Below are 19,736 nucleotides of genomic sequence, written 5' to 3'. Positions count from 1 at the left end.
TCGCTATTGGTTATTCAAATGGCTTTTTGGAAGGCATTAATAACAAAACAAAAGTTATGAAACGCAATGCATATGGCTATAAACGATTCGATCGATTTAGAGCCAAAATACTATTAGCAATCAAGTATAAGAAGGTTGGTTTACATCTGGGCTGAATTAAAAAAAGGTGAATGAAATTGAAAATCCAATTTCATTCACCCCAACATTTGACACAGAGCCGGTTTTTTTGCGTGAATACTATACAAAAACACCTCCAAAACAATATTGGAGGTGTTAAATATTAGGGTTGTAATTTTTCTGCTTGTTTAATGAATTCCATAATTTTATCTTGATTCAATTGAATGAGCATTACGAATCCGTTTAACATAATATGTGAGATGACCGTCGTTAGTAATCGCTTCGTCTTATTGTATAGGAAGGCAAAAACTAAACCTGTAGATGTGTATAAAATAAGATGTGAGAACTCATTGTGAATTAATCCGAAGACAACGGCACTTACTAATGTTGCAATCCAGAAGTTTGTCGTTTGATTTAATGAGCCGAAAATAATACGTCTAAATACGACTTCTTCTAAAAATGGTCCAAAAAATACGATACTGAAAATAATGATTGGTGAGACAGAAGCTACAGTCGAAAGAATTTCAGTATTTTCAGAGCCTGCTTTAATGCCAAGTGATGTCTCGATTATTCCGCCAAGCATTTGAGCTGCAAGAACGATGAAGAATCCTAAAATCCCCCAACCAATTGCCACTGGTGTTGAAGCGCGTTCGCCACCTTTGAAGCCGTTTTTTAAGAAGTTTTTATCACGTAAAATGAAGAAAACGACGATTAATAAACCGACTAAGAAAGTGGAGAAAGTCGTCCAACCTTGTGTCATCGCGATGAATTCTTTTTCGTTTAAATCGGGGTTAACCGACTTAATAATCGATGCGATTGGTCGCACTACTAAAAATGGTGAGAAGTACATAATGATATATGTAATTAAAATAAACAGCGGTGTTTTTTGTGATTTCATTAGTTAATTCCTTTCAAAATAAATGGTTATCTTCATCTTATCAATAAGTCGAAGAAAAAAGAAATTTTTTATGGCTCTAGCTTGCATAAATTATGAGAAATGATTATTATTAAATCTATATTAGCACTCTATAGTAATGAGTGCTAAAAAGTATTTATCGCATATTTTAGGAGGTTATTTAATCATGTTAAAACCAATCGGTGATCGTATCATTATTGAGGTAGTCGAAGTAGAAGAAAAGACAGCATTCGGTATTGTACTACCAGACTCTGCAAAAGAAAAACAACAACAAGGTAAAGTAGTTGCAGTCGGTTCTGGACTAGTAACAAACAGTGGGTCAGTCGTTCCTTTAACTGTAAAAGCTGGCGACGAAGTAATTTATGCTGAATATGCCGGAACAGAAGTTAAATATGATGGTAAAGAATACTTAATCGTACGTGAAAGCGACATTTTAGCTGTCGTAGAATAAATAGATAAGATCTAAATATAGGGGGTAGTTTTTCATGGTAAAAGAAATTAAATTTAGTGAAGATGCACGTAGCTTAATGCTACAAGGTGTTGATAAATTAGCGAATACAGTGAAAGTAACATTAGGTCCTAAAGGGCGTAATGTCGTATTACAAAAAGCATTCGGCGCGCCACTAATTACGAATGACGGTGTCACAATCGCGAAAGAAATCGAATTAGAAGATCCATACGAAAACATGGGTGCAAAACTTGTTTCAGAAGTAGCTTCTAAAACGAATGAAATCGCTGGTGACGGTACGACTACTGCCACAGTATTAGCACAATCTATGATTACAGAAGGACTTAAAAACGTTACTGCTGGCGCAAATCCAGTTGGTATTCGTAAAGGGATTGATTTAGCAGTTGCAGCAGCAATTACTGAATTACAATCAATTGCGAAACCAGTTGAAAATAAAGAGTCAATCGCACAAGTAGCAGCAATTTCAGCAGCGGATGATGAAGTGGGCGAATTAATCGCTGAAGCAATGGAACGCGTTGGTAACGACGGTGTTATCACTTTAGAAGAATCTAAAGGCTTCAACACTGAATTAGAAGTGGTAGAAGGTATGCAATTCGATCGTGGATACTTATCACATTATATGGTTTCAGATACAGATAAAATGGAAGCTATTTTAGACAATCCATATATTTTAATTACAGATAAAAAAATTACGAATATCCAAGACATCCTACCAGTGTTAGAACAAGTTGTTCAACAAGGTCGTCCAATGGTCATCGTAGCAGAAGATGTTGAAGGGGAAGCTCTTGCAACATTAGTTGTAAATAAACTACGCGGTACTTTCAATGTTGTCGCTGTAAAAGCTCCTGGATTCGGTGATCGTCGTAAAGCAATGCTTGAAGATATCGCCATTCTAACAGGTGGACAAGTGATTACAGAAGAACTTGGTCTAGATTTAAAACAAACAACAATGGATATGTTAGGACATGCTGGTAAAGTTGTCGTAACGAAAGATCACACAACAATTGTTGAAGGTTCTGGCCAACAAGAAGCAATCGAATACCGTGTTGCGAACATCCGCACACAGTATGAAGATTCTACTTCTGAATTCGACAAAGAAAAATTACAAGAACGTCTTGCGAAATTAGCAGGTGGTGTTGCTGTAATTAAAGTCGGTGCAGCAACTGAAATCGAATTAAAAGAACGTAAATTACGTATTGAAGATGCATTAAACTCAACTCGTGCAGCTGTAGAAGAAGGTATTGTTGCAGGTGGTGGTGTTGCATTAGTAAGCATTCACGGAGCTGTTGACGCTGTAGTGAACGCTACTGAAGGCGACGTAGCTACTGGAGCGCGCATCGTATTACGTGCATTAGAAGAACCAGTTCGTCAAATCGCGAATAACGCAGGTCTAGAAGGTTCAGTAATCGTAGATCGTCTAAAACGCGAAGAACTAGGTACTGGCTTCAATGCTGCGAATGGCGAATGGGTGAACATGATCGAAGCAGGTATCGTAGATCCAGCGAAAGTAACACGTTCAGCACTTCAAAATGCAGCATCAGTTGCTTCTCTATTCTTAACAACTGAAGCAGTTGTAGCAGATATTCCAGATGCATCATCTACACCAGCAATGCCTGATATGGGCGGCATGGGCGGCATGATGTAAGGAAAACTCTAAGCCCTTGTTACATCAAGGGTTAGAGCATCTTTCATCAAAACGCGGTCATTTTATTGGTCATAAGTGCCAGTTAAATCACACTAAATTTGGAGGTCTCTCATTAATTCACTGAATTTTTGAGAGGCCTCTTTTTCTAATCCTCTAGTCAGATGCCCGTATATTTCATCTGTCGTTGCGACTGATGAATGCCCCAATCTATGAGAGATTACTTTCATATTGACATTTGCTTCAATTAAAAGCGAAGCGTGTGTATGCCGGAATGAATGGGGCGTGATGTGCTTATTTAAGTTGTCCATTTTCTTAATAATGCGTTTTAATCGGTCAGAGAATTGCTTGATTGTACATGGGTAGCCTTCGGAACAAGTAAAGATGAAACCCTGGTCTTTATATAATCGCTTGTTTTTCTTAATAAACTGATTCTGCTTTTCTTTCAAGTCTTTCAACAAATCCATGATGGATGGATCAATTAGGATTTTTCGCATGGAGCTGCGTGTTTTAGGTGTTTGTAATTCAAAATTTCGCTTATTATTACTCGGATTGTAATAGGTCTTTGTAATAGAGAGCGATGAACTTTTAAAGTCCAAGTCCTTCCACTGAAGGGAAACGGCTTCTCCTATTCGCATACCGGAGTAAGCGAGAAGGCTAAAGAACTCATAATCGTTAGTTAATCCTTCGTCCTTTGCGAGTTGTAAAAACAGTTTCAGTTCTTCCTTTTCTAGAAAAACAAGCTTCTCTTCATTCTCTTCGTATTCCAGGTTCTTAGGAAGTTTGTAGTTGATCGTTGGGTTTTTCTTAATATATTCCATTTCTACCGCATGATCGAATATCATTTTAGCGACGATATGGATGCCCTCTCTGGTGTTGAGCATGTACTTAGTTACTAGAGAATTCATGTACTGCCTGTAAACTTGTTTCGTGATTTTGTTAATAGGTGTCTGTGCCCAAACATTTAGCAAGTGTTTTGCAGAGCTTATTCGATTTCTTGTTGAACTTTTCTTTCTAGTAAAAGGGTAGGTTTCTATCCATTCCTCATACAATGCCTGGAATTTCATATTCTCACCTTGAAAATAGTCTCCCCTTTTAATCTGTAGTTCAACTTCCAATGCTGCCAACTCTGCATCGTCTCGTGTTTTAAATCCTCTACGTTTAATTTGTCGTGGTTTATTTGTAAGCGGATCTTTTCCATTAGAAACGACAAAGTACCATGACGATGTATCTTGATTGATGTATGCCAATCTTTTTTCTCTCCCTTGTGAGTTTTGTTTCTCACAGAAAAGCGAATGCCAAAGAATAGAACTTCTTGTACTTATTCAAAATCAAAAAGCAATTGAATCATCTTCAATAACTTCTCTCGATCTCCTTTGTCTAGTATTTCCCCCTGTACCATAATGATATTTTGTGGGTCTTCTAAAATAGAATCTATCTCATAGTAAGTGGCAGAAGGCATCTTAAAGCTCAATTTTTCCATATCTACATAGTTACTGTGCATGACTAGCTCGTTATAATCCATATCAAGTTGTTTGGCAATCTTACGCATCATACTGAGCTTTGGTTTTTCAATATGGTTATTTTCAAGCTTAGACAAATAAGACTTGGAAGAATCAATAAGTGTAGCTAACTGATCTAGTGTTAAGTTCTTATTCCGTCTTCTTTGACGAACTACTTCTCCTAATGACTTCATAGTGTCTCATCCTTAAAATGTGAGTGTGTGTAATTTCCATATTACAACATGTTGGATAGTATATCAAAGTTTATATTTAGGAAACTTTAGAAACTACAAAACTACTTGTAGTTTTGGTATGTAAGGGTTTGTGAATGTTAACTATCACCTAAAAAAGTTTCGGTGATAGTTAACTTTTCGGTTGCTTAATAGAAATCTCTAATGTAAAATGTGGTCAATTCGGTCATTAAAGTTTAATAGTATTACAGACTATTATTGAATGGCTAGTAAGGGAGGTGTTCGCAATGAGGCTCATGGAAATTAATACAGAAGCGATTAATCAGCTAGTGTTGGAAAAGGTGGATGAACATATACAGTCATTGAAATTGGAGGAGGATGTATATTTCATGGATGCAAGACAATTGGAGAAATACTTGTCCTTGTCTTGGCCTACAATTTCTAAGGTTTTTCTAAGCGATCCAGATTTTCCAACATTGAGAAAAGGAAAGTGCTATATGTTTCATAAGAAGGATGTAGATTGTTACTTGGATCGTTACTATGAAGAGTTGAAATACCATGGGAGAGATATCTTAAAGTATCGGAGGAAGGGTTGAACTAAATGAATAAGCATAAAAAAAGCCCCTTAACTCACGGCCATGAGTTAAATGGGCACTTGCAAAACATTTCACTATCATCTTATCGCATAGAGGCGATAATCGCAATGTCCTGGATTAAGGAGGAATTGTGATTAATGACTTATGAGACATTCTTTGAAGAAGTGAAAGGGTTTGGGATTCCAGACCCTTTTTTCACTAAAGAAAACAAGCTATACAAAATCAATAGTAAAAATGGTGATGAAGAATTCATTAGCAGGCATGTCCCCTACATCACAATGTGTTTTGATGATATTGAAAGAAACAATATCCAATACGAATTAAAATGGTTCAATGACGACAAAATTTACAATGAAGTTGTTCCTGCGACGGCTCTGGCGACGAAGAGAGAAGTCATTGAGTTGGCCAATAAAGGTCTCAGCAGCAATGATCGAAATGCTCGTCCACTTATTGAATACTTCGATTTGTTTCTAGAAAAAAACAAACTGAAACGATCGCTTGTTGTGAGCCATATCGGTTATGTAGGCAATCATTTTATTCATCCTCAGATGGAATCAAAGTTTCGAGTAGTTCCGCCTGATGAAGGAGAATTACAAAGGTTAAGGGCTGTACAATGTAGTGGCTCTGTTGAGGGGTGGATAAAGAATGTACTGGAGCCGCTATATGATAATCCAAAAGCGTTGTTTCCGGTAATAGCTTCATTTGCTTCCGTACTTTTTAAAGAGTATGATTTAACGCCAATCGTTGTAGATATTTCAGGTATTTCTTCAAGTGGAAAAACTACTGTGCAAAAAGTATGTGCTAGTGTATGGGGAATGCCGAGCGGTTATATTAGTTCCATGCTGACAACGAAAATCGCAATTGAACGGATGGCTTCTTTCTTGAATGCTTTTCCTTTAATTCTGGATGATACGAATACAGCGCATGATACAAAAGCGTTGCAACAGATTATTTACATGTTTGGCAATGGTACTGGTAAAATGCGTGGAAGTTTAGAGGGCAGCAGAGGAACAAGTTCCTGGCAATCCGTTTTTATCACAACAGGAGAAAATAACATCTTAGAATATACAAATTCTCAAGGAAGTGCTGCACGCGTCATTCCGATTACGAATTTCAAATTTGTGAATAAAAAAGCTGATTACTTTACTGCTTTAAATCAGAATGTGGAGCAATATTACGGTAGTGTGGGATTAGAATTTTTAAAACGCTGGAAACATCATTCTAAACGCTTTTACGGTCGCTTTAAAAAATTGATGGAGTTCTATCAAGAAGACGCAGGAAGCAACAATGTGATGCGACGAATTGCCTTACATTACGCGTTTATTGTATTTGTAGGTGAAGTATTAAATGAGCTATTTAGAGAAGAGGGGATAAAAATTCCGATTAACGATTTTACGGAACTCTTTTTGACAATGTGCTCTGATAACGACCATGTAGATCGAGCGAAGAATGTACTGATTGAGGTGTTGGAGGAGTTAGACGCTAATAGAAGTCATATTTATGGTGAATACGAACCGAACAATGGAATACATGCCATCGTCAATTGCAACGGACTCTTCTTGACAGTCGACTATGTAAATAAGAGATTGGGAGTCGATGCGAAACAGATTAGAGAAGCATGGAAGACACAGCAACATACTGTCGAGCAAAAGAACAAAGGAAAAAGCGTTGATTATAAAAATATCACTCATAAGAAACAGACTTTCCGTGTTGCTCAAGTAAATCAGGATTTTTTAGAAGAACAAGGGTTCAATTTTTCTAGAAACTGTTTTTAGAAACCAGTAGGTAGTAACGTGTAATTTTGTAATTATGTAATTGAGTTGCTATGAAGCTTGTTCTAGTAAGGGATTGAGCAATTACAAAGTGAATTACAAGTAGAGAGGTTACTAGAAAAAATTACAATGAGTAAGCTAGAGGATTACAAGTGACAGTACAACTTGTAATTCTCTTTTCTATTGATGCAAAAGGATTTGTGATGGTAAATTACAAAATTACACGTTTATGACGAAGTATATTACTGCTTTTATAATGGCTTCCAAATATCTGTCACTATCTTGTGACTGCCTTGTTTCACTGGTATGATTAGGATAGGAAAGTTGACTTAGTTAATCAGATTAAAAATGTATTAAACACATTGAAAGAAGGCGAAATGAATGTCTACAGCAGATATCGGTTTTGAGGAAAAGTTATGGCTAATGGCAGACAAGCTGCGTGGCAGCATGGATGCATCAGAATATAAAAATGTTGTACTAGGTTTACTATTTTTAAAATATGTTTCTGATTCGTTTGAAGAGAAGTTTTTAGAACTACAGAATGACGAATGGGCAGATCCAGAAGATCCGGATGAATATCTTGCGGAGAACGTGTTCTGGGTTCCAACTGAAGCACGCTGGACTTTCATCAACGAAAACTCAAAGAAGCCAGAGATTGGTCAGATCATTGATAACGCAATGATTGCGATTGAAAAGGAGAACGAATCGTTACGAGGTGTTTTACCGAAAGATTATGCACGTCCAGCTTTGGATAAAACTCGCTTGGGAGAAACAATCGATTTGTTCTCTTTCAGGGTAGGAGACAAAGAAAGCCGTTCGAAAGATATGTTAGGTCGTGTTTATGAATATTTCCTTTCAAAGTTTGCAAGTGCAGAAGGAAAAGGCGGGGGAGAGTTCTACACGCCAATGTCTGTTGTTAAATTGCTGGTTGAGATGTTACAGCCTTACAAAGGTCGTGTTTATGACCCGTGCTGTGGATCGGGCGGTATGTTCGTCCAAAGTGAAAAGTTTGTCGAAGGCCATCAAGGACGTCTTGGGGATATCGCAATTTATGGACAAGAGTCCAATCCAACGACATGGAAATTGGCACAAATGAACTTAGCTATTCGTGGAATTGATGCGAACCTAGGCGAACACAATGCAGATACGTTCCATAATGATCTTCATAAAGGATTGAAAGCAGACTATATCTTAGCTAACCCTCCCTTCAACATCAGTGACTGGGGCGGTGAGAAGCTGCAAGAGGACGTACGCTGGAAATTCGGCACACCACCAACTGGAAATGCAAACTATGCGTGGATTCAGCACATGGTTTCTAAATTGGCACCTTCAGGCACAGCGGGTTTTGTACTTGCGAATGGATCAATGTCGACAAGTACAACATCTGAATTGGAAATTCGTAAAAACTTAATCGAAAACGATCTTGTTGAATGTATTGTTACATTGCCTGGGCAGTTGTTTTACTCTACTCAAATTCCTGTATGTCTATGGTTTGTTACGAACAACAAAGGACGTAATGGAAAACGTGAGCGAAAAGGTGAAATCCTATTCATTGATGCACGAAAAATTGGTCATATGTCAACACGTACATTAAAAGAGTTTTCGGATGAGGATATTAAGAGAATCGCTGATGTTTATCACGCATGGCAAGGGATGAATGAAGAACCGTATGAAAATATCGATGGCTTCTGCAAATCAGCACAGTTAGAAGAAGTTCGTCAGCATGAGTATATCCTTACGCCTGGTCGCTATGTTGGGTTAGAAGCTGTAGAAGAAGATGATGAACCATTTGAAGATAAAATGACACGATTGACGAGCGAACTCTCTGAGCAATTTGTGAAATCAAAAGAGCTAGAAGACCAAATCCGTAAAGCGTTGGAGGAAATTGGGTATGGAGTTTAAAACGTTAAAGTTAGATGACATTTGTTCTGTTATTACGGATGGATCACATTCTAGTCCCAAGGCCAGCACCAATGGTTATCCAATGCTTTCGGTTAAAGATATGAAGGCATTAGATTTTGATTATTCAAATGTGAAATTAATTGCAGAGGAAGATTATACAAAGTTGGTTAAGAATGGTTGTAAGCCAATGAAAGACGATGTTCTAATAGCAAAAGACGGAAATTCTTGCTTAGAGTATTGTTTCGTCTTTCGCGAACCAATGGAAGTAGTATTATTGTCTTCTATTGCAATATTACGTCCGAAGAAAAATATTATAAATCCGTATTATTTGATGTACTACCTAGGAATGGAATCTACTAAAGGCGAATTAAAGCAAGGTTATTTGTCCGGATCTGCAATTCCAAGAGTGGTATTAAAAGATTTTAAACTATATCCAGTTAGGTTCCCTTCTTTAGATGTACAGAATAAAATAGTTGACCTCATAAAAGCTATTAATCATAAATTAGAAAGTAATGAAATCATTATTTCAAACCTTGAACAACTCGCCCAAACGCTTTTCAAACGTTGGTTTGTCGATTTTGAATTTCCGAATGAAAACGGAGATCCCTACAAATCGAGTGGTGGGGAAATGGTGGAGAGTGAGTTGGGGATGATACCGGCAAACTGGACCATCGAAAAACTAGGAGATGTAACAGAGATACAAAACGGTTTTGCTTTTAAAAGTAAAGACTATGTGAAGGATGGAATAAAAGTACTTAGAACGTTAAATATCAACTCAGCAGGCATGATTATAAATAATGATGATCTGAAATACCTTCCTCAAGCATTCTATAGTGATGACAAGTACCAAAAACAGCAATTAAAAAGATTTGATTCTCTCTTAGTTATGGTGGGTTCAACAATTGGTAAATTGGGCTTAGTTTTGTCTAGAAATCTACCATCATTACAAAATCAAAACATGTGGCGATTTAGAAGTAAAAACGATAAACTTTCAAATACAATTCTTTACTTTTACTTGAAGGAAGTTATTATAGCCACTGAAAATTGGAGAAGTGGTAGTGCAAGAGAGTTTTTTAGAAAAGATTCCTTTTCTAAATATGAAATAGTAATGCCTGACGATAGTTTTTTAATTAGTAATCGAAATATGTTTGTAAAGATATTTGAGCAGATTGATGGTTGTAACAGTCAAAATGAAGTTTTAAATGACCTGCGTGATATTCTCCTTCCAAAACTCCTTTCAGGAGAAATCGAACTTCCAGAAGAAACCGAGGTGACAGAAGATGTACCAATTTCATGAGGATGAATTGGAGCAAGCCTCTCTTGAATGGCTTGAGAGTTTAGGATATGAAATTAAGAATGGTCCGGAAATAGCCGCTGATGGTGACTATCCTGAACGAGATCACTATGCAGACGTGGTTCTGAACGAGCGTCTTGGGAGTGCTCTCCAGCGCATTAACCCTAAAGCAACGGTTACAACCATACAGCGCGCTGTTCAACAAGTGACGATGGTGCAATCACCGAACTTAATTGTAAGTAATCAGGTCTTTCAGAAGTATGTAACGGATGGAATCGATGTGGAAGTTCGCACAGAAGATGGACGAAATACAGTAGAAAAGCTATGGTTGTTTGATTTTGAAAATCCATCGTCCAATGACTTTTTAGCGGTGAATCAGTTTACTGTCATTGAAGGAAACAGTAATAAGCGACCAGATGTTGTTGTCTTCGTCAATGGACTTCCTGTCGTTGTCATTGAGTTGAAAGACTCTACAAATGAAGCGGTAGGTATATCAGAAGCGTATCATCAGTTGCAAACGTATAAACAAACAATCCCTTCGTTATTTCAATTCAATGCTTTCTTAGTAACCAGTGACGGTGTCAATGCAAGAGCAGGTTCCCTTACGGCTGACGAAGAACGCTTCATGATGTGGCGTACGGCAGATGGCGAAACAATGGCGCCTTCTTCTATGCCGCAGCTGGAAGTTCTGATTCAAGGGATGTTCCAGCCGGCTGTATTGCTCGATCTGATGCGTCACTTTATAGTATTCCAAACAGATGGTGAAAAGACGGTTAAAATACTTGCTGCTTATCATCAGTATTATGCGGTTAATAAGGCAGTCGAAGAAGCGAAGCGTGCTGCGTCAGAAAGTGGCGACCGTAAAATCGGTGTTATTTGGCATACACAAGGTTCAGGGAAAAGTCTCTCCATGGTATTTTACACAGGGAAGCTTGTATTGGCTATGAATAACCCCACGATTGTCGTACTGACAGATCGTAATGATTTGGATGATCAGTTGTTCAATACGTTCTCTATTTCAAGTGACTTACTTAGACAATCACCTAAGCAAGCCGAAAGTAGAAGTGACTTAAAGAAGCTATTGTCAGTTGAATCAGGTGGTATCATCTTCACAACTATGCAGAAGTTCTCTCCCGAGGATGGAAGCAACGAAATGGGAGCGCTCACAACACGTCGTAACGTCATCGTAATGGCCGATGAAGCACACCGTACACAGTACGGGTTCAGTGCCCAAGTTCAACAAGATGAGAAAGATGTGTTTACAAAGTATGGCTATGCAAAGTATATGCGAGATGCATTGCCAAACGCATCTTTTGTTGGTTTTACTGGAACTCCGGTAGAATCAGCAGATAAAAATACGCCTGCTGTCTTTGGGCATTACATCGATATCTATGATATGACGCAAGCTGTAGAAGACGGGGCAACCGTTAAGATCTTTTATGAGAGCAGAATTATTCCGCTTAATCTACCAGAAGGGCTTGATTTAGACGGAGAGTACGATGAAATAACAGAATACCAGGAACAGTCAGATCGTGAACGTTTGAAATCAAAATGGTCACGTCTTGAGGCGTTAGCTGGAGCAGAACAACGTATTAGACGATTAGCGCAAGATGTTGTGACTCACTTTGAATCTCGCCAAGAAGCGATGTTCGGAAAAGGGATGCTTGTTGTCATGAGTCGTAGAATCGCGATTGACCTTTATCAAGCAATCATTGCACTTCGACCGGAATGGCATTCAAACGAGGATAGTAAAGGCGTTATTAAAATCGTTATGACGGGAACTTCGAGTGATCCAGAACATTGGCAACCATTTATAGGAAATAAAAAACGTCGTGATTATTTAGCTCGTCGGATGAAAGATAATGCCGATGAACTGAAACTCGTCATTGTACGCGATATGTGGCTGACCGGTTTTGACGTGCCTTCCATGAGTACGATGTATATTGATAAGCCGATGCGGGGCCATAACCTCATGCAGGCGATCGCACGCGTAAACCGAGTTTTTCGTGACAAGCCTGGTGGTTTGATCGTCGACTATATCGGAATTGCAGACAGCTTAAAAGAAGCCTTGAAGCAATATACGGACAGCGACCGTGAAAACACAGGAATCGATACGACTGTAGCTGTCGACTTGATGCTAGAGAAATTTGAAGTCATTCAGGACATGCTGTATCAGCATAATTATGATTCATTCCATTCAGATAAACCTTCTGTTCGTATGAAAGCCATCACGGAAACGATGGACTTTGTGATTGGTCTAGGAGAAGAAAAAAAGAAACGTTTCATGCAAGTGGTTACTGAGCTAGCGAAAGCATTTGCCCTCTGTGCAACAGAACCAGAAGCACAAGAACTAAATGCGGAAATTGGCTTCTTCAAAGCAGTTAAAGCAGGTCTTATTAAACTAATTCCAACAGATGGTGAAAAGAAAACATCCTCACAAATCGATGCGCAGCTGAACCAATTAATTTCTAAGTCTGTGATCTCGGAAGAAGTAGTGGATATCTATGATTCGTTAGGAATTGAAAATCCAGATATCTCGATACTCTCTGATCAATTTTTAGATGAAGTTAAAGCACTGCCACAGAAGAATCTAGCAGTCGAGTTGCTGAATCGCTTGCTTCAAGGAAAAGTGAAAAATGTTCAGAAAACAAATCTAGTAAAAGCGAAGAAATTCACGGACATGTTAAATGCTGCAATTAACAAATATAACAAGCGTGCAATTGAAACTTCCAAAGTAATCGAGGAACTGATTGAACTAGCTAAGGAAATGAACGACTCCTATAAAGCTGGTGAAAACAGCGGACTGATCAAAGAAGAAGTAGCGTTCTATGACGCTCTAGCTTCACATGATACTGCTGAACAAGTGCTGGGTGATGATATTTTGAAAGTCATCGCACATGAGTTGACTAAAGCGATTAAAGAGAACATGAGTATTGATTGGAACTTGAGAGAGTCGGCACGTGCGAAGATGAGGATTACAGTACGTAGGCTGTTGAAGAAGTATGGGTATCCACCTGATTTACAGAAGTTTGCGGTAGAGACTGTGGTGAAGCAGGCTGAGTTGATGGCTGGGAATGTGTCAAGTTAAAATGGTTTCTTAACTGAAGAGATTACACATTATAAACATTCATGGCTGATTAAGTAGTTGTGAATGTTTGTGTATACTCAAAATTTTAAATGAAAAGCATGTAATTCAAAATATAGAGCAAAGATATTTATTGAATATTTTTTATTGGATATTATATTTGCGCTGATGGGAGGTTTTATTATGAATTTCGAACAAAAAATGGTTGCGTTTGGTTACCTGGCTAAAGAAATTCCGTCAGAATTTCAGACAGAAAGCTTGGCAAAAGTCTTAGACAAAATACAATTCGACAGTTTAACTAATAAAGAAAAGTCAATATGGGCAAAGCCTATTCATTTTACTATACCTAATGGTGAAGGTTTTAGACGATTAATTAGCATACCTTCACCTCTACATCAAATATTATTATGCAAGTTAATAAGTGAAAACTGGGAGCAATTACAAGTTTTTTTTAGACAATCTAATATTTCTATGACTACGCCAGTGGTAAGCACTGAAGAAAATATAGCTATAGAATCTAAAATTAATATTAAAGAGAAAATGAATATTAGAATGAGATATCTACATAATAAAAATTATATATTACAAACTGATATTTCTCGTTTTTATCCTACAATATACACACACGTTATTCCGTGGGCTTATCACACTAAAGATTATATTAAGAAGAATTTAAATAAGAAAAGCCTTTTAGGAAATAAAATAGACTCTAGAATTCAATTTATGCAGGATGGTCAAACCTTTGGAATTCCAATTGGACCGGCTACTTCGCAGGTTATATCAGAGATTGTAGCAACTGCGATCGATGTTGATTTTAAAGAGTTAATAGATAGTGAAGTGCCAGGTTTTAGATACACAGACGACATAGAGTACTATTTTGATACTGAAGAAGTAGCTAAAGAAGCTTTATCAAAGATTCATAAAGTAGTAAATACATATCAACTCGAGTTAAATCCAATAAAAACAAAAATTATTAAAGCACCAGTAGCATTTGAACCAGAATGGAAGCAATACTTTTCTAGATACTTTTTCAGAAAAACAGTTCTAGGACAGAGAAGTGATTTAAATTCCTATTTCAGCAGAGCATTTAGTTTCAAGCATAGTTCACAAGATAAGGGAGTCTTACAGTATGCTCTTAAGAAAGTTAGATCAGAGATAATATTCGAAGAAAACTGGGATATTTTTGAATCATTATTGTTACACTCTGCTTTTTCTGATCATAGTACGTTACCAGTAGTATTAGAAATAATTGAGTTGTATATCATCAAAAATTATCAAATTAATCAGGAAAGATTTAAGGAGTTCTTAGAAAAGCTAATTAAGCTTAATATTCATCAAGAAAATCATTTCGAGGTTTGTTGGGCACTAGTCTATTCTAAAAGAATTGAGATTTCGTTAAGTAAAGAGGTTACAAATCTATTGTTAAATGCAGAAGATTCTATTACATGTATATTGACAATGATATTAAGCAATAAGGGATTATTAGAAGGTAATTTGAATTTCAATAAATATAAAAGGTATTTAAATAAAGAAGAGCTTTATGGATCGAATTGGTTATTTGCATATGAAGCGTTTAAACAAGGCTGGTTAAGACCATATAGTAACCCGGATTACGTTTTAGAAGATTCATTTTTTAAGATACTTTATCAAAATGATGTATCGTTTTTGCAAGATGAAGTCAGCTTGTATGAACTAAGAGATATGATGATAGTTTCTTCTACGGTGGAAAGCAAAGATGAAACGGAAATATCTGAAGGAGAAACTGAAGCAGAAGAAAGCAAAGATGAAACGGAAATACCTAAAGGAGAAGCTGAAGCAGAAGAAAGCAAAGACGAAACGGAAATATCTGAAGGAGAAACTGAAGCAGAAGAAAGCAAAGATGAAACGGAAATATCTGAAGGAGAAACTGAAGCAGAAGAAAGCAAAGATGAAACGGAAATATCTGAAGGAGAAACTGAAGCAGAAGAAAGCAAAGACGAAACGGAAATATCTGAAGGAGAAATTGAAGCAGAAGAAAGCAAAGATGAAACGGAAATATCCGAAGGAGAAACTACGCCAGAGGAAATTCTCAAATTACATTCAAAAATGAAAAATACAATTTATAAAAATAATGCTTGGTTGATACAAGGCATTGATACTAACTTCAAAAAAGATAAGAATATAAGTACTTATCTAGGGGATGAAGGATACTAGGGGAGGTAAATTTTAATAACGCTTGAGAAGAAAAAAGTATAAGGTGATACTGCGACCACGTTCAGTAATAGATCAGGCAAAGCCTAGTGCTTCGGTGTTATCAAATTAGAAGAGTTTGTCACACAACTGTGACTTTTAATCATTTAGCTGTCACGTTTGTGTGACGGTTTTTAAAATAATGACCCCATCCAAATATCAGGCTTTGCCTGATTCCACACAGCAAGTGGGGACAATTTCTCCTTATGCTCTTCTACGTGTTCTACCTGTAAATCACAAAAAAGAACGAGTACCCGAACTTGTCGAGTGCTCGTACTTATTTTAAATATAAACAGTTAGGGCATCTAGAACCATTTGAAGTTCGATTATAAATTAATGCTTCCCAATCATATTGGCAGTCAGAGCAGCGCCACCAAACCAAAAAGTGACCGGCTGGAAAATATTTTTCAGGACCTTTCTTATTTTTGGTTGGATGCCATTCCTTTGCAACGTTTGGAAATTTCACAGCTAAATTATTGTCATCGCCTAGTTTCCGTGAACCGCATTCAGGACAATTGTTTTTGCCATGGCTTCGACTTGCAATTGTTGCTGGCCAAGAATGATTTTTTTTGCACTTCCAATGAACTTTTTCATGGCTAGCTGCTCGAAATTGGTAAGGTGTTAGATCGCTGTTTTTTTCTGTATCCCACTCTTTTGCTAACTCAGGAAATTTCTCGCCAAGCGAATTTTCTACTTCCGTTCTATCCATTAATTGGAGCACCTTTATATTATCCTTCTCCAAATCAACATTCATGTTAATATGAAAAGTATCTTGGAAGAGTTGTTCAATGCACCGTGCAAATGTTTCTTTCTTTTGATCACTAAGATAAAATGTGATTACTTTAGAATTCGGTGAAGAATATGAATCACAATTGGGCTCTCTTAATCTGATCATTGTCACATCAGGCATTTTTTCTAGTAACCATTTCTCTTTTCTGATATCACGGTTCGCATTGCGGTGGAAAATGCCCCCGTCATATTCTATTGCAATTTTTTGAGATGGAATAAATAGATCGAGTGCCATGCGAGAACCTTTTAAAGGATATTCTAATATCACATCATCAAAACTCTGTCTCAAATAAAAGAATAAAGTTACAGCTTGCTTTGATATTCGTCGTCCTGTTCTACACTTTTTACAGCCGGTCTGCCCCGTTGTTCGATGTTTTGGAGTAGTGTTCCAATCATGACCTTTTCTACATCTCCATTTCACTTGTTTGTTGCTTCCAGCTGCAATTGTGTCGGGAGTGAGTTCGGGATCATCTACGCAGCTAACCCATTCATCTGCAATACTAGGGTATAAGCCTGCTAATGAGTTAGTATGATCCACACGCAACCCTCTGCAATAAGGACATCCTTTACCAATATTTCTAGTCATAGCTTTAACTCGTGCTAGGAAACTGTGTCCGTTTTCGCACTTCCAATGAAAAGTAGAGTTAGAACCATATGATACACGAGTAGGTGGATCGATGTTCTTTTCATAATCCCAGTATTGCAATACTTCAGGTGTTTTGAGTTCTATTGAGTTTTCTAATAAACGACATTCTGAACATTGTTTCCCGGCTGACTTATGTGAAAGCTGAGCTGGATAACTATGCCCTACCTTGCATTTCCACCACACTACTTTTCGACCCTTTGGGGGTACGTCATAAGGGGATAGATTGCCGTTTTTCTTATTATCCCACTCCATTAATAGGTGAGGATACTCAGTTGCAAATGATTTTTTCAAAATATATTCCTCCGTTATTGAAACAGATATTTAAAACAAGTTGCAATTAACTTTGTAACCCATGATAAAATTAAATAAACATATATTGTATGGAAAGGGAAGAACACAATGAGTGGAAGTTCGGGAATTCGTGGGTATTATTATCAAGTGTTAGCTGGATTATTAGATAGCGTAGAAAATGATTTATGGGAGAGCATTGGAATAGAACCGTCTACTAATGAAGATAAAGTAGATATCGAATGGGTGTTTAAAGACTCTATTCAGGCTGTACAAGTAAAATCCAGCATTAATAATTTCGAAAGAGGTAGTGTGATAAATTGGGTGCATTCATTGGTGAAAGATGCTCGAAAAGCTTACGGAATGTTTAATTTACCAATCACCTATACTCTTTTTTTAATTGGAACTACTGATCGTAATGCAGATAAATGGATATCTGATTTGCATGGTGGGCGTTTAAAAGTTGAAGAAGATAATAAGTTAAAGGAAGTCGAGAGTGAACTTACTAAAGTAGCAGTGAAAAAGCAAAATTTTGATTTTGAACCATTACAAGCACTCTCTTATATTCGTATGCAAGAATATTTATCACGTAATGGAAAAGAGGCAAAACTTGAAAACATTAAGACACTCTGTAGTGTGATAGTCAATGAACTTTTTACATTTTCACTTCAAGGAAGACAGATGCCAAAAAGTTTATTTACAAAATTAGTTGATAAACATATCGATAGTGAAGAATACGGAGTAACTCCTATTATTAATCATATTCCTAAACTGTCGTTAGCCTTCTATGAAAAGGACAGAGTGAAAGAAAGTGACAAAATGTTAGGCATTCACTTGCATAACACGCCTTTGCTTAATAAGCATCGTAATGATGCAATAAAATTATTGAAAACAGCAAAGACGATAAAGCTACCACCTACACTACCTGTAGAGACAAATACAGTTGAAACTGACAAAACCAAATCTCCTGTTGATTTAATGAATGCCGGTATTAATGAAAAACTGGAAGGATTGTTAAAATCAATACCATCTCTCAATGGCTATATTAAGGTGAAGTTATCAGAAGAAGACGCTTTAGAATTAAAAGAGTTAAGCAAAAGTATTCTTGGCATAGAATTACATGATGAAGATCTTCACTTTGGTGGTCTTGAAAAAAGAGCAATAGATACCGTAGTAATGTTTGGACCCCCAAGAAATTTTCCGAGGGGAACAGAAGATGAAAAGGAAAAATATTATGCCATAGAGAATGCTCATGGACACTTATTAAGCTATCAACTTTTGGATGAATATACAGTTTACTTAAACACATGCTATCCTCTACCTGTCATCCTGAAAAACACAGGAGGAATAGACGATAAAGAAATACAAGTGACATTAAAGTTTCCAAACACTGCGCAGGTAGTGACACCAAAAAAGATGAAATCTCCTTTTGTAACGTTTATAGAGGAATTTATCCATGAAGATTATGTATTCAATGATCTCCTGATCCCTGCTAGGGATCATAGGGTAATGGAATATGAGGGCACCTCTTTTAGGTTACCGGTTCAAAAAAAATTGCGATTACCCTATGATAATATTAATTACACAGATGAAGACTTCGTTGAACATTTAGAATCACTTTTTAATTATGAGCATTTCCGAGAAGGTAACCAAGACATTATACAGTACAAATTTAAATCATTAAACCCTTCTCAAAACATGGCATTTCCAACATTTCTACTAATTCAAACAAAGGAAAATGTAAATATTGAATACTCTATCACCTCTAAGCATTTAAGCAGACCTATAGAGGGGATTTTAGAATGGCTACATCCAGACAATACAAAGCCATGAGATATTTAGTACGAACAAGTAGTAATCTAAAAATAGATCCATTTTACTTTATGGAATGGATCTATTCTCCTGTGAATTAGATTGAAAACCTGCTCATTGTCTGCTATGTTTTCGTTGCTTCTGATGTGCAATTCGTTCTTTCACGGTGTTTTCAGCATGGATAAGGAATTCTGGTTTGTATAGATCGATTGTCGGAATATGTTCTACATTTCTTAGCTGCATGAATCCCTGCAGTAACTCAATCAATATTTGCGTATTTCGGTCGGTATTGTTCGTTCCTAGCCGCACTCGATTCAACTCAGTTGAAATGCGTTCATTCACTGTATGAGCAACTGTTTGCGCAATGTATTGAAGGTTCCAGTGATTCTTGTTTAATTCCTTGTGTTCTTCCAAGATGGCGTCCAAGGCTTCTCCTATGTTGCTGTGATTGTTAACAATTTGATAATTTTCCAAGTAATCATAATT

General features: G+C 37.0%; 14 protein-coding genes. 9 read left to right on the top strand and 5 right to left on the bottom strand.

Going from position 1 to position 19,736, the window contains the following annotated elements; translation table 11 throughout:
* Nucleotides 1-155, top strand: a 155-nt coding sequence (locus DF281_RS06075; protein WP_146191509.1) for a transposase, incomplete at its 5' end; no start/stop codon positions are given.
* 125 nt (nucleotides 156-280) lie between these two features.
* Here DF281_RS06075 and DF281_RS06070 read toward each other — a convergent pair.
* Nucleotides 281-1,015, bottom strand: coding sequence for a CPBP family intramembrane glutamic endopeptidase (locus tag DF281_RS06070; protein ID WP_218564105.1), 735 nt, complete (start codon nucleotides 1,013-1,015; stop codon nucleotides 281-283).
* A gap of 184 nt (nucleotides 1,016-1,199) precedes the next feature.
* Here DF281_RS06070 and groES point away from each other — a divergent pair, with 184 nt between their 5' ends.
* Both groES and groL read left to right on the top strand, forming a co-directional pair.
* On the top strand, nucleotides 1,200-1,484 hold the full coding sequence (gene groES, locus DF281_RS06065; RefSeq protein ID WP_109349360.1) for a co-chaperone GroES: 285 nt from the start codon (nucleotides 1,200-1,202) through the stop codon (nucleotides 1,482-1,484).
* Between the two features lie 34 nt (nucleotides 1,485-1,518).
* A complete protein-coding gene (groL, locus tag DF281_RS06060) occupies nucleotides 1,519-3,147 on the top strand; it encodes a chaperonin GroEL (RefSeq protein ID WP_109349359.1) in 1,629 nt (542 codons plus the stop codon).
* A gap of 92 nt (nucleotides 3,148-3,239) precedes the next feature.
* Here the strand turns inward: groL and DF281_RS06055 are convergent, their stop codons facing one another.
* Nucleotides 3,240-4,394, bottom strand: coding sequence for a site-specific integrase (locus DF281_RS06055; RefSeq protein ID WP_109349358.1), 1,155 nt, complete (start codon nucleotides 4,392-4,394; stop codon nucleotides 3,240-3,242).
* Between the two features lie 71 nt (nucleotides 4,395-4,465).
* Nucleotides 4,466-4,840, bottom strand: coding sequence for a helix-turn-helix domain-containing protein (locus DF281_RS06050; protein ID WP_109349357.1), 375 nt, complete (start codon nucleotides 4,838-4,840; stop codon nucleotides 4,466-4,468).
* A gap of 730 nt (nucleotides 4,841-5,570) precedes the next feature.
* Here DF281_RS06050 and DF281_RS06040 point away from each other — a divergent pair.
* From DF281_RS06040 to DF281_RS06020, 5 genes are all read left to right on the top strand, one after another.
* A complete protein-coding gene (locus tag DF281_RS06040) occupies nucleotides 5,571-7,208 on the top strand; it encodes a DUF927 domain-containing protein (RefSeq protein WP_109349355.1) in 1,638 nt (545 codons plus the stop codon).
* A gap of 378 nt (nucleotides 7,209-7,586) precedes the next feature.
* Entirely contained in the window at nucleotides 7,587-9,107 is a 1,521-nt protein-coding gene (locus tag DF281_RS06035; RefSeq protein WP_109349354.1) for a class I SAM-dependent DNA methyltransferase, read from the top strand.
* Entirely contained in the window at nucleotides 9,097-10,404 is a 1,308-nt protein-coding gene (locus DF281_RS06030) for a restriction endonuclease subunit S (RefSeq protein ID WP_109349353.1), read from the top strand. Before DF281_RS06035 ends, DF281_RS06030 begins: the two co-directional genes overlap by 11 nt.
* Nucleotides 10,388-13,489, top strand: coding sequence for a type I restriction endonuclease subunit R (locus DF281_RS06025; RefSeq protein WP_109349352.1), 3,102 nt, complete (start codon nucleotides 10,388-10,390; stop codon nucleotides 13,487-13,489). The genes DF281_RS06030 and DF281_RS06025 overlap by 17 nt, the downstream gene beginning before the upstream one ends.
* A gap of 180 nt (nucleotides 13,490-13,669) precedes the next feature.
* Complete coding sequence (locus tag DF281_RS06020) at nucleotides 13,670-15,679, top strand: RNA-directed DNA polymerase (RefSeq protein WP_166636089.1); 2,010 nt, start codon at nucleotides 13,670-13,672, stop codon at nucleotides 15,677-15,679.
* Nucleotides 15,680-15,992: 313 nt separating this feature from the next.
* On the opposite strand, the gene DF281_RS06015 is transcribed toward DF281_RS06020, so the two are convergent.
* Nucleotides 15,993-17,441 (bottom strand): zinc-ribbon domain-containing protein, encoded by a 1,449-nt coding sequence (locus DF281_RS06015; protein WP_109349350.1) that lies wholly within the window; start codon nucleotides 17,439-17,441, stop codon nucleotides 15,993-15,995.
* Between the two features lie 108 nt (nucleotides 17,442-17,549).
* Between DF281_RS06015 and DF281_RS06010 the strand changes: the two genes are divergently transcribed.
* Nucleotides 17,550-19,271: a hypothetical protein gene (locus DF281_RS06010; RefSeq protein WP_109349349.1), complete on the top strand. Its 1,722-nt coding sequence runs from the start codon at nucleotides 17,550-17,552 to the stop codon at nucleotides 19,269-19,271.
* Between the two features lie 93 nt (nucleotides 19,272-19,364).
* On the opposite strand, the gene DF281_RS06005 is transcribed toward DF281_RS06010, so the two are convergent.
* A complete protein-coding gene (locus DF281_RS06005) occupies nucleotides 19,365-19,676 on the bottom strand; it encodes a hypothetical protein (RefSeq protein ID WP_133538373.1) in 312 nt (103 codons plus the stop codon).
* Between the last annotated feature and the right edge of the window lie 60 nt (nucleotides 19,677-19,736).

The sequence above is a fragment of the Kurthia zopfii genome, from assembly GCF_003143955.1.
GTDB classification, from domain to species: Bacteria; Bacillota; Bacilli; order Bacillales_A; family Planococcaceae; genus Kurthia; species Kurthia zopfii.
Note: the sequence above shows the minus strand (reverse complement) of the source record. Positions and strands in the feature narration are given on the sequence as shown.